This is a genomic window from Vibrio sp. HS-50-1 (assembly GCF_024747315.1).
Classification (GTDB): Bacteria; Pseudomonadota; Gammaproteobacteria; order Enterobacterales; family Vibrionaceae; genus Vibrio; species Vibrio diabolicus.
This window is the reverse complement of record NZ_JAMPZF010000048.1, coordinates 887,736-900,274: the sequence shown is the minus strand read 5'-3', so window position 1 is coordinate 900,274 and position 12,539 is coordinate 887,736. Positions and strand designations below refer to the sequence as shown.

Annotated in this window: 9 protein-coding genes; all 9 read right to left on the bottom strand. The window is 46.9% G+C overall.

Going from position 1 to position 12,539, the window contains the following annotated elements:
* Window positions 1-2: 2 nt before the first annotated feature.
* Entirely contained in the window at window positions 3-1,328 is a 1,326-nt protein-coding gene (locus NDJ01_RS23240) for a DUF1501 domain-containing protein (protein WP_258587444.1), read from the bottom strand.
* Window positions 1,329-1,337: 9 nt separating this feature from the next.
* Complete coding sequence (locus NDJ01_RS23235) at window positions 1,338-2,906, bottom strand: DUF1800 family protein (RefSeq protein WP_258587443.1); 1,569 nt, start codon at window positions 2,904-2,906, stop codon at window positions 1,338-1,340.
* Between the two features lie 406 nt (window positions 2,907-3,312).
* Window positions 3,313-4,575 (bottom strand): hydroxymethylglutaryl-CoA reductase, encoded by a 1,263-nt coding sequence (locus tag NDJ01_RS23230; protein ID WP_258587442.1) that lies wholly within the window; start codon window positions 4,573-4,575, stop codon window positions 3,313-3,315.
* Between the two features lie 353 nt (window positions 4,576-4,928).
* On the bottom strand, window positions 4,929-6,164 hold the full coding sequence (gene manA / locus NDJ01_RS23225) for a mannose-6-phosphate isomerase, class I (RefSeq protein ID WP_069496588.1): 1,236 nt from the start codon (window positions 6,162-6,164) through the stop codon (window positions 4,929-4,931).
* 124 nt (window positions 6,165-6,288) lie between these two features.
* A complete protein-coding gene (locus NDJ01_RS23220; RefSeq protein WP_005376086.1) occupies window positions 6,289-7,629 on the bottom strand; it encodes an MFS transporter in 1,341 nt (446 codons plus the stop codon).
* 6 nt (window positions 7,630-7,635) lie between these two features.
* Complete coding sequence (uhpB, locus tag NDJ01_RS23215) at window positions 7,636-9,138, bottom strand: signal transduction histidine-protein kinase/phosphatase UhpB (RefSeq protein WP_258587441.1); 1,503 nt, start codon at window positions 9,136-9,138, stop codon at window positions 7,636-7,638.
* Window positions 9,138-9,746, bottom strand: a complete 609-nt coding sequence (uhpA, locus tag NDJ01_RS23210; RefSeq protein WP_046875403.1) for a transcriptional regulator UhpA — start codon at window positions 9,744-9,746, stop codon at window positions 9,138-9,140. The genes uhpB and uhpA overlap by 1 nt, the downstream gene beginning before the upstream one ends.
* Before the next feature lie 138 nt (window positions 9,747-9,884).
* The gene (gene uhpT, locus NDJ01_RS23205; RefSeq protein ID WP_104970731.1) at window positions 9,885-11,279 is read right to left on the bottom strand and encodes a hexose-6-phosphate:phosphate antiporter; all 1,395 of its coding nucleotides are present in this window, start codon (window positions 11,277-11,279) and stop codon (window positions 9,885-9,887) included.
* A gap of 406 nt (window positions 11,280-11,685) precedes the next feature.
* Complete coding sequence (gene fdhD, locus NDJ01_RS23200) at window positions 11,686-12,516, bottom strand: formate dehydrogenase accessory sulfurtransferase FdhD (protein ID WP_074545336.1); 831 nt, start codon at window positions 12,514-12,516, stop codon at window positions 11,686-11,688.
* Between the last annotated feature and the right edge of the window lie 23 nt (window positions 12,517-12,539).

Here is a 12,539-nt window from a genome sequence, read left to right as displayed (position 1 = left end):
GCTTAAGCCATAAAACCAAGGTTTGAATTAGCGAAGTTGCGGATATTCGGGAACACGTATTCCAGTGCCGCGTTATCACTCACACCCATCCACTGCGCGAGGGTTGAGCCCACTTGATCAGCTGCAATTTGGGGTATGAGTCGACCTTGAGAATAGTCATCGTTTCCACCCAATATTAGTTCAGGCCATGTGCCGATAGGTCGCTGACCATTCACCGCGCCCCCAATCAATAGTTGATGACCACCCCAACCGTGATCGGTGCCGTTACCGTTGCTTGTCATCCGTCGACCAAAGTCAGACATTGTAAAAGAGGTGACTTGCTTGTTTAGCCCCAACCGTTCAATCGCACGATACATTGCTAAGAGGTTAGTCGCTAGATCTTCGAGTAGTACGGGGTGTCGAACTAATTGAGAATCGTGTAGGTCGTAGCCAGAGTGTTTAACGAAGAAGACTTGTCGTTGTTGCTTTAACACATCTTGGCTTGCGACCAATTTGTAGACGGTTTGCATCTGCTTGCCGAGTGTTGATGAGGTGAACAGCGGCGCGTCATCAATATGATTGAGTTGCTCGCTTAGCACGCGGCTCATCATCATCGACTCATCAACCATCAAATTAAAGTGACCACTAAACGGATTCTCTGTTTGATGAGAAAGCAGTTGGTCATAGATCCCCTTGTATAGCGGGTTATCAATCGCGGTAAGCTGAACCGCACGGTCTTTTTTCAGGACGGTTTGGCGGTGTTCCATCGCGCGTAACCAAAGCGAGTTCCCGTGCACACTGTATAGTGGGGTTATTTCTGATTCAGAAGTTAATACGTCCAACATTCTTCCTGCCCAACCCAAGTTGCTAGATTCTTGCATACCACCAAGTAACCAAGCGTCAGTTTGTGAATTGTGGGAAAACAGTTGCTCGGGAAGTGACGCTTCACCTAGCTCAATCGCTTGTTTTGTAACGGGATGGCTGAGAATGCCGCTATTGAGCACGATATTGGCATCGCCTTGTTCGAAAATTGAAGACAGCGCCTTTAGTTTGGGGTGTAAGCCAAGTTCTACCAGATTATCCGAGCTATCGGCGGTACGCAAATTGATAGGGAGTATGTCGTCTTTGGCTACAGAAAGAGCCCCTCTGACTTTGGCATATTGGTTATAGTGCGCGTCGGACAACGGCAGTACCGTGTTGAACGCATCGTTTCCACCTGCTAAATAGACACATATTAATGCTCGAAAGTCATTAGATGGCGCCGCGAGAGAATAACCCGGTAGACCAAGCGAAGCTAAAGCGCCCATCGATGCAGTGCTTTTTATAAAATGTCGTCGTGAAATATCCATAATCCACTCCTAATCCTGAATATAGAATTCATCGCCGGAAATGGCGGTAAAAATCACCAAGGCGAGCTTTGTTGTTGGCACATAGTCCTCACGATATTCATCTAACACGGTGAGCATGAGTTTTTTTAGTTCCGCCGAGGCCGTTCCAGCAAAGAAGCGTGCGTTAACCAGCTCGACTAAGGCATCGTGATCATCCAAAAGAAGATAAAACTCGCCGAGATCGAGAGTGTAGGAATCACCGCCGCCTCTGCGAGTGCTGGTCAACATATAGTTGACCAAATCGGTATAAACGGACCAGTTCAGTAGCTCATACTCAGGAGAGCTAATACCAGACTCCGTAAACTCGTTAGATGGTTGGTACTCAGGAGAGTAAAAATTAAATACGGAAGGAGAACGAAGAGGTCCTTGATTGGCGATATTCATCATCGTAGTAGCGTCTTCGTAACGTGTAGATTTGATTGTAAAACCCGCTGCTCGATGAAAATTAGTTAGGACCAGTATTGGCTCTTTCACTTTTATTGGCGGGGTATCTGTCATGCCTAGAGCCTCAGAATCGAGCAAGATGGCATGAATGACCGCGTTTAAATCTCCTTTTTCTCCTTTGCCATTGTTATTGAATACCGAAGCAACACGTGCGATGTACTCCGGACTTGGATTCGAAGTTACAAAACGTTGGATAAGTAGCTTAGAAACAAACGGCGCCATGTTTGGATGAGACATCAAAATATCGATCACTTTTGAAAGCTCTTCTTGCGCAGTTAAACCAGCAGGAATTGTGCTACCAAGCAATCGTTTCTCGCCATCATCGTGTCGGTGGCTGATGACTCGCATCGGTTCGACAAACGCTAAATCGGCATTTTTCCACCCAGTTAATGCTCGAGCGAGCTCTTGAATATCCGTTTGGGTATATGTGGGGATAGGCTTACCCGTTGTACGATCAAGCTTTTTACTACCATCGATATTCAGTTCATACAAGCCTAGGGTGAACAACTGCATCAACTCTCGAGCGAAGTTCTCATCAGGTAATGCCCCCGTCGTGTTGTTCTCTTTTGCGCTACCGAGCATGGACAAATAGCTGCCCATAACAGGATGAATGGAAACGTCATATAATAAATCTCGGTAGTTGCCAAAAGCGTTAGCAATCAATACATCATAGTAGTCGACTAGACCAGTGGGCTTACTGGAAAGAACACCGCCATAGCGAGATACCACTAAGATCTGGCTTAATGCATACGCCATGCGTTGTCTGAGTTGATCATCAGCAGTAATAACAATTTGATACCAAGCGTTTTCGCGATTGGATTGTGCGCCTTTGGAAAAAGGTGTCCGATAGAGCGGTTGATGATAGGTGGCAGGAAGGTAGATTTGTTGAGATATCCAACTTTCCATCCCGACTTCTTCTACCTCATCAATTAATGTTGGTGTTGGCCCAAAAGTGCTCTGATAGAGGAAACGCGCAACGGTTTGATTGGAGGGCGTTAGTTCCATTTCTGCTGGTACTGAAGGGACGTAACTTAGTAATAAGATAATCAACCCTAGTACCCAACAAGAGATTTCATTCTGTTTCTGACGTCTCATAGTTAACTCGCTTACCCGAGGGAACGACTTAAATCCATTTAACGGGAGTGATTAAGCTCATTTGAGCTAAATAATAAATTTAGAAAAATCAAGCAGCTGCAGGAAAGAGTATAGTATCTATAAGTGACTAACAAAAAACTCAATCTATGAATTTGGTACTTTAGTGCTAGATGTTTTTGATATTTATTTAGGTAACGTACTGATATTTAATATCGCGTGAGAATAGGGTCAAACAGTGATATAGCGAGGAATGTGTGGTGATACTGCGATAATGCGGTCAACGTGAGAGTGGTGTAATCATTAAGTCTACAATACAACTTAAACTAATTTATGAGCTAATAAATAAAGTTTCTTTATTGTCACAAGAGAAAACCGCATGGGTGTTCTCTTGTACAAAGTAAAAGGATTATTTTCTAGCAAGTTTATGGTGAGCTCGGGAGAAGTGATCGGCACAAAATGCGCCGACAATTGAGAGTTCACCGGCCAGACAAAGCGCAGCTGCGACTTCGGCTAAGGCTTTCGCATTGCCGTTGCCGTGCAAACCCAAAATATCCAAACATGCTTTTTGCGTTGGAAGGCCTGTGCCCCCGCCAACCGTTCCCACCATGATGTTTGGCAAGGTCACGCACGCGTACAAGCTGCCTTGAGCGTCCACATCCATACGAGTGATACCAATAGCAGACTCTGCAACGCAAGCGGCATCTTGACCACAAGCAATGTACAGCGCGGCAAGAGCATTCGCGTAATGCGCGTTGACGCCAATCGTCCCACTGAGTAAACCACCCACCGTGGTCATTTTGCCAAATTGAACCATAGACTCTGGCGTGGTATGCAGATATTTCTCCACCAACTCAGCAGGAATGGTCACTTCGGCGGATACTTTCTTACCGCGTACCGAGCGCAGCGTGTGCGCGTTTGGTTTTTTATCGCCTGATAAGTTGCCATCCAAGAAGGCTTGCGTTGGTTTGATTGGGCTGGTCGCCAAAATATGATGGAACACTTCGTTTGTTGCGATGGTCACCATGTTTTGTCCGGAAGCGTCACCAGTCACGTATTCAAAGACCAAATAAACATGGTTTCCTTCGATATTTACATTGATGTCTTTGAGTTTGCCATGTGAGGTGGTGGATTCCGCAATTTGACGAAATACGTCAAACTGGGTCACAACCCAACTGACGAACTGGCCGGCGTCAGCAAGGTGATTAAAGGCGAATACTGGTGTTCGGCTCACCCCTTCACTTAGTAACAATGCGCTCGCGCCACCAGCGGCGGTGATAAGATTTGCGCCACGGTTGTAGGAAGCGACTAACGCGGCTTCTGTCGTTGCAAGCGGAACCAAAAAGTCATCGTTCGCATACAAGCCGTTGACGCGCAAGGGGCCTGCAATGCCGACCGGCACATTAATAGTACCAATGAAGTGCTCGATGTTGTTGGAGTAAGCATCGCAATGTGACTGCGTGAAAGGATCAAGGATATGATCTTTATTGGTCACGTGTTCTAATACTTGCCAACGGCGCGCCAAATGCTTATCCGACAGGCCAGGGCTTAAGCAGAAACGTTTCTCTGGCTTGTGAAACTTCGGTTCTAATGCCGATTGAATCTTACTGCTGGTTTCGATATCGGAAAGGGCGGAGCTTTGAACTGGGTTATCTTGGTTTAACTTCGGCATACAAACGTTAACTGAAAAATCGAACCAGAGATTGTAGTGATTGAGGCTTTGATTACAACGTTGATTATACGTTTTGCAACAAATACCACTGTGCAAGCGCCTTTATTATCCAAGTGATTTGATATTGGAGCGGCGAATTTACCGGAAATAAATGGGTTTTGACAATGGATGTGCAGTGAATAGAGGAATCTATGGTTCTCAGAGAACTTAGATGGTTTAGACCGCAGCGGCTTTGAGTCGATAAGGTGTAAGAATGAGTGTCTTAAAACCGGACAGGCTCAATCTATGAGAGGAATAAATTGTCTAACCCAGTCCCTTGGGTCAGACGCTAGCTTGAATCCGTTATTCAGAAGTTAGTTAAAGGCGCGAGCCACACGTCCCGCACTTTGAATACGGTAATGGCCAACGTAAGCAGGAACAAATACCGATTGTCCTTTCGCGGCGGTTAACGTCTCACCGTTATCACTGATGAGTGTCAGGTCGGCATCAATCGCCATCAAAATTTCTGCGCTGTTTGCCTCAACCACTTCATTGTTCGGTTGGTTAAGAATGCTGAAACTAAAGTCTGCCACTGGAACGGGATAAAGGCTCTGGCAACCATTGGCATTGGGTTCTAGAACAAGGCTGTTAAACGGCTTAGGCACAAAGTCTGTGCATTTAACCAGTTCTTCAACATCCATATGTTTCGGCGTGAGTCCTGCACGCAAAACGTTATCTGAGTTCGCCATGATCTCTAATCCCGTTCCTTTAATGTAAGCGTGTGGCGTTCTTGCGCTCAGGAACATCGCTTCGCCAGGTTGCAGCGTGATGACATTCAACAGTAATGGCGCAAACAAGCCGACATCGCCGGGGTATTGAGTGGATAGATCTAAGATGAGCTTGAAAACGTCGCTGTCAGTGCCTTGCTCCGAGTCAGTGCTTTGTTCCGATTGACGTGAAGCGTGGGCAAGAAGCTGTTTCAGTGCTCTTTCTTTTGTTTCGCCTTCCATGGTCAGAATGTGCACAAAGAAATCGCGTAAACCTTGTGAGTTGATTTCGCGTTTGAATGCATCTAGCGGTGCGCGTAGCTCATCGATATCGCAAAGGCCAAATGCATCAATAATCTCGTCATACGAACGAAAACCGTTCATGGCTTGGTAACTTGTCAGCGCGTACACCAACTCAGGTTTATGGTTTGGATCTTTGTAGTTACGATGGCTCGCGTTTAGTGGGATGCCAGCACTTTGCTCTTTTTCGAAACCTATTTCAGCATCTTGTTTACTTGGGTGAACTTGAATCGACAGTGCGTGTTCGGCCGCTAAGATCTTAAACAGAAAGGGCAGGTCGCCAAATTTCGCTGCGGTTTCTGCTGATAAGTAAGCGGGTTGGTTTTGTTTGATCAGTTCAGACAAAGGCAGCGTGTTTTGCTCAATCTGAACTTCAGAGCAGCCGTTTGGGTGAGTCCCCATCCATACTTCTGCTTGAGGCTCATTCGTTTCGTTAGAAAAGCCAAACAAATCGTGAATAGAAGAGGTGCTTCCCCAAGCGTAGTTTTGGATTTTGTTGTTCATTTGAAAGAAGCTATGCGATGAAATAGTGTTCAAATTCATGAATTTTTCCCATAGTTAACCCTCCGAACTGAATCGGAAGAAAAATTGAGCAGAGATACGTTAAATAAGGAGGGCGAGCGCGGTTAGGTCACTCGCCAACTTGCCCGAAGGGCGATAAGTCGATTTACAACCGAGGTTTTGGTTCGAGTGGTTTTCGTGATGGTTGCGCTTGCAAAAATGGCAGCAACAAAAGGCCAATGACGGCTGCACAAACTGAAATGGTGATGAAGAAACCCGTCCAATGATATTCTTCAAGAATTAACGCCAGTGGATAACCAGACAATGCTGCGCCCATGTAGGCGAACAAGCCCACGAATCCTGTTGCCGCGCCGGCAGAATCTTTGTGAGAGCACTCCGCCGCCGCCATACCGATCAGCATTTGTGGCCCAAAGACAAAGAAGCCGATGGAGAACAATCCCGCCGCTTGGAATGCAAAGTTGGTCAGAGGCATCAGCCAAAGCGCGGAGACAGATAAGAAAATCCCAATCGCGAACAGCAAGTTCATTGGCCCACGGTTACCGCCAAAGAGTTTGTCTGAGCCCCAACCCGCAACCAATGAACCAACAAAACCGCCGATTTCAAACATCGACAGAGCAGCGTTGGCGTTAATCAGGCTATAGTGATGCTGCTCGGTCAAGTACAGGTTTCCCCAGTCATTGATTGCGGTTCGGACGATGTAAACCAACACATAACTGAACGCGAGTAGCCAGATATATTTGTTGTTAAATACGTACGATTTCAGAATTTCGCGGTAGGTGAGGCCACGTCCGTAATTTTCTTGCGCAAGTTCTAGCGCGTCGTTGCGCCATTGTCCGACACTTGGTAAACCCATTGTTGTGGGTTTATCGCGCAATCGCCAACAAACGAATAGACCGAGTAATACCCCGATGATGCCGGGTAGAATAAAGCCTTCACGCCAGCTGTAGTGCAACGTTAAATAGCCCACTAAAATAGGGATCAGCGCGCCACCAACGTTGTGTGCGGTGTTCCAAATCGCCCATAAGAAGCCACGCTCGGAGCGTGAATACCAAGTGGTTAGCAGCTTGGAGCATGAAGGCCAGCCCCAGCCTTGGAACCACGCGTTTAAGATCCACAGAGTAATGAAAGCCGCGAGTGAGCTAGAAAAGCCGAACGCGATATTGACCAGACCTGTCGCAATCAAGCCTAGCCCCATGAAATAACGAGGGTTAGAGCGATCCGAAATCGTGCCAGAAATAAACTTCGAGCAGCCGTAGGTAATGTAGAAAAGCGTGCCTATAAGACCCAAATCGCCTTTATCTAAGCCAAGATCGGTAATCATCGCTGGTGCGGCGTAGTTAAAGGTCTTACGGGTAAAGTAAAAACCTGCGTAGCCGATGTACATCCCCAACATAATGTGCAAACGCCAATGGTGGTAACGCTGGTCGATTTGCTCGTTGCTCAGACTCGGTTGAGTAAATTTAGGTGAACGTAAAAATCCAAACATCTTGAGTTACACCTTAGGTAAAGTAATGCTGATTTGTGTGCCGATCACTTGATCGCTGGTGGAGTAGATAACCATTTTTCCACCTAACGCGTGCACACGCTCTTGCATGCCGCGAACGCCCATGCCTTTCATGCTGTCCTGAACTTTGAAGCCGACACCATCATCGTGAATCATCAGTGACACCGCAGCTTCTCCAATTGTCAGTTCAATATTGATCAACTGCGCTTCTGCGTACTTGGCTGCGTTATTCAATGACTCTTGGCATAAACGGAATAGGGTGACTTTGAGTGTGTCACTCAGGCTGGTGTAATCGCCCTGCCAGTTCAGTTGAACGTTGGTTCCGTGATTGGCGAACTCCATCTCTCGCGTTAGTTGCTCGACGGATTCTTTTAAGTCCAAATCATCCAGCATTTTTGGTCTTAGCTTGCTTAACAGTCGCTTAGTGGTGTCGTACACGTTGAGGGAAAGCCCTTCGATCATGTCGGCGCAACCCACGCTTGTTTCTGCGTTATTTACCCGCTTAATGATGTTGGCTTGTGTGCGGATTGCCGTGATGTTCTGTCCAATTTCGTCATGTAGCTCGCGCGCAATATCGCGTCTTACAGACTCTTCAGCTTTGATAAGCTGGCGAGACAAATTCTGATTGCGTGCAAGCTCGCCGCGCAGTTTTTGATTGAGGTCTTTTTGTTTCTGAACCCCTAAACCGAGCATAATGCCAGTAACGGTTTGCGCTGAGAGAGATAACAACAAATCGGTGATTTCTAGATTCGACACGCCGCTGCGAGCCGCAATCAGCGCAATGCTGTTGAGCATGGTGGCGAGTAGGGCACCTTGCCAGCCGTAACGCAGAGCAAGCACGATGATTGGAATCGCCATACAAAATGGCGCAAATCGTTTTAGCTCTTCAGGCAAACTGGTTTGCACCAAAATACTGCCGATCAAAAGCAGCGCATAAAGCACGATATGACGCACCTGAAATACAACGGCATTACTAAGTAGGAGAGAGCTAAGCGGAGACCAACGACTTTGGAACAAATAACTCCATAACAAGTAGCACATAGGCACCACGAGCAAGCCTCCAGAAATGCTAGCCAGCCACACCATGTAAATCGAAGGAACGTGAAAACCAACAGCCATCACATTAATAAACGCGCTAATGATAATGACAACGCTCATCACGGCTAAATGGCGGTTTTGGTCTCCGTAGTAGTATTTTTTCGCAATCAGAGTGACCGGGATACTGGCAATGCTCGCAATCAGCACGGTAAGCCACTGCGGTTGACCCAGTAACATCGCAAGTGCGATGGAAAGCCCCCACTCTGAAAGATAAATCGTTGGCCAATAAGCGGTGCGAGTGTGTAGGGCGACACCTAATCGTAAAGCGAAAGGAAACAATAAGATCGCCAGCTCTGGATCGTTGACAAAGTAGTAGGCGATCACCCACAAACAGAACCAAGCACAGGCCATAACGAAAAGTCCGCAAATGGTGGTAACAGCATAAGCTCGCATTAAAAGGACTCTTGAGAAAATAGTTTGGCGAGCTCAACGTTGTTTTTCACGCCGAGTTTGTCGATGGCATTTGCACGATGAACATGCACGGTCTTGTGGCTCAAGCCAAGCTCTGCCGCGACAGACTTTACATCCAACCCGGTCGCAAGTAGCTGACAGACCTCGTTTTCACGTTTTGTCAGTTGGCATAGAGAGGTGGTGTTGTCGCTAGGCGTTGCAAGTTTAAGTGCAATATCTGATGTGAGGTAACAGCCACCAGAAGCACTGGTTCTCACGGCTTGAATAAGTTCGTCTGGGCTACAGCGTTTACTAAGATAGCCTTTTGCACCTAGCTTTAGTGATTTTTCCACCATCGCAGGGGAGTCATGCACGCTAAGCATCACGCAGGCAATGCCAGTTGGTATTTCGCTAAGAAAGTTTAAGCCGCTTTCATCTGGCATGGAAATATCTAGGATGACGACGTGTGGGTGTACCGCAGGCAACCCTGTGCGTGCTTCTGCGACAGAGCCGAATTCACCAACAACGGTAATATCACTTTCTAAATTTAATAATTGTGCGAAACCCGAACGCACGATGACGTGATCATCAACTAGAGCAACATGAATCATTATTACAACCAAATAGAGCAGACGACTAACAACAATAAGCTCCAACAGGAGCCAATAGAAAAATCTTTAATGATACTGAATTGAACCATGCTTTTTAATGATCTTGCGCGCTTTACCGAAGTAAAGCGCGCAGAGAAGTTAGGCTTGGTCTTGTGCAAGTTGAAGCTTCTTCGCGTGTCGAATCTTCTTCTCTTCCGCAATAGCTACGAAAGCAAGCAAAACAATACAAATCATGGCGGAGGTATCTAGGGCTGCGAAGGTACCTTTCCAACCTGTTAAGCCGAAGATAGGTGTACCGTCTGCAATCATACCCAAGCCTAGTTTTGCAAAGCTATCGCCGATTAGGTAAGCGAAAGTACCTTTTACGCCGTCAGCCACACTGATTGCTTTTTTAGGGACAAAACCAACCGCGGCAACACCGATAAGAAGTTGCGGACCAAACACCAAGAAGCCCAATACAAATAGAGAGGCCAAGTACATGAACTCGCTAGTGGCGTGCTGGTAGAACTCAAGCGATACGATGATCAAGCCAAGAGATACACAAGCAACCAATGCGCGGCGACCGTTTGCTAGGTCAGAGAGGTAACCCCACATCAACGTACCCACAAGTGCACCGACTTCGAACAGAGTAAAGCCAGAGATTGCCGTTTCTTTTGACAGACCAAGCTCCTGGTACGCGTATACCGTTGACCATTGGTCGATACCGATACGAACGATGTAAAGGAAGATGTTTGCAAAGCAAAGTAGCCAGATAACTTTGTTTTTAAGAACGTATTCAACAAAGATTTCTTTCTTGGTCATCTGGTTTTCTTCAGCGGCGGTGTCTTCTTCACTCACTGCTTCATCGAAAAGTTCTTCTACTTTACCTAGACCATAAGCTTCTGGAGAGTCGCTACCAAAGCGCATACCGATAAAGCCAACGATGATCGCGATGATAGAAGGGAACACGAACATGCCGATTACGTGGCCGTCGAATAGGTAGTTAGCACCGAAAAGAGCAACACCCGCTGCGCCCGCACCACCAACGTTGTGTGACATGTTCCACAAGCCTAGGTAAGAGCCGCGCTTGTTACGAGGTGTCCATTTTGTAATGGTTGAATAACTAGAAGGGCCACCAGTACTTTGGAAGAAACCACTCAGGGCGTAGAAAGCCACCATCAAGAACAGGCTTGCACTACCGCCGCCCATGCTGAAGCTGAAACCAAGCATTGCAAGACCAGAAAGGATCAGCATAAAAGGTAGGAATTGCTTGGTGTTCTTACCGTCAGCGTAGTAAGACACTACGGTTTTACCGATACCGTATGTGATGGAGAAGCCAAGGCCAATAAGACCTAGGTCTGTCATGCTCAAACCGTAAGTTGAGATCATGTCGTTTTGCGCGACATTGAAGTTCTTACGAATCAAGTACATGGTTAGGTAGCCGATGAATACGACCAAGTAAGATTGGATGAACGGTTTAAACCACATCTTTCTTCTAACTTCGACAGGAAGATCGAGGGTCGGCTTCCGCACCTGTTCGAGGAATTTTAACATGATGAACTCTCTTGTAATTGTTTTAGAAACACAACGGAGACCGTTGTGCACTCTTGTTACCTTTGACTGAGCGGAATTCTAGAGAGTGGTTTTGTGAGGCACATGAGATGGTTGCCTAGATCGGCTAGGAAAAATTCCTAGAAATGCCTAGGAAGGCGGAAAAGCGTGAAAAGAGTCACACAAAATCCTTACTAATTTATGGGTTTTTGACAGGGTTCTTATCGGATTGGAAAGCGTTCAAATGCAAGCGGGTTAATATGCGTAAGCTTAGTGCAGACAAGGGGTGAGCACGTTTGGTTGGAGAGAATAGTGTCTTGTCGCTAAGTATCAATTGGGAGTGAGAAGCAAACAAAAAAGACCCAGAGGTCTCCGTTAGAAATATTAGGAATTCGGCTAGGTCGACGTGTTAAGGCGCAGGGCTGTATAGACGCGGCGAGCCGTGTTTTGGCAAGTGAATTAGGTTCAAATGGTTTCTTCTTGCCCATTCGACGGTTAACGCTGTAGGTGCAGATAAGCAAACCAGTGTGGGGATGCGCGCGCGAACGGCTTTGTGGATCAACTCTAAGCTGCAACGGCTTGTCATGATTGCGAAGCCACTTTGAGGTTCGATGTGATTGTTGGCCAATGCGCCAATCAACTTATCTAGCGCGTTGTGACGGCCGATGTCCTCTCGGCACAACTTGATGTTGCCTTGTAAATCTGCAAATAAAGCGGCGTGTAACGCGCCAGATTCACGTGCGGCTTCTTGATGCTGTGCGACTTTGTCTCGCAGCCCTTCGAATACATCGGAGCGCGGAGGAAGAGACGGTGTTAGCGGCGCCAAATCAGGCAAAGCTTGTTCAAGAGCCTCGACGCCACAAATGCCGCATCCGGTTGTGCCAGCAAGATTTCGGCGTTGTGTTTTTAACGCCCAGAAAGCGCGGTTGCTGATTTCCACTTCCGCATAGTGAGATTCGTGATCGCCACCAATTTCAATGTCTTTGATCTCTTTGAAGTCGTGGACGATGCCTGTGCTTAAGCTAAACCCTTTCACGAAGTCTTCCAGATGGCCTGGCGTCACCATCATGACCGCTTGGCTAATGCCGTTGTAGCTGATAGCTAAAGCGGACTCGCTCGCCAACGACATTTGTTGCACTGGGCGGCCATCAATCAATTCTCGGTAATTGAATGCACTTGGTTGAGGTGGTGCTTGATTGAAATCGGACAGTTCAAAATAAGATTGAGTAGTACATCTCATGAAATCACCTCATAAGCCGTTGT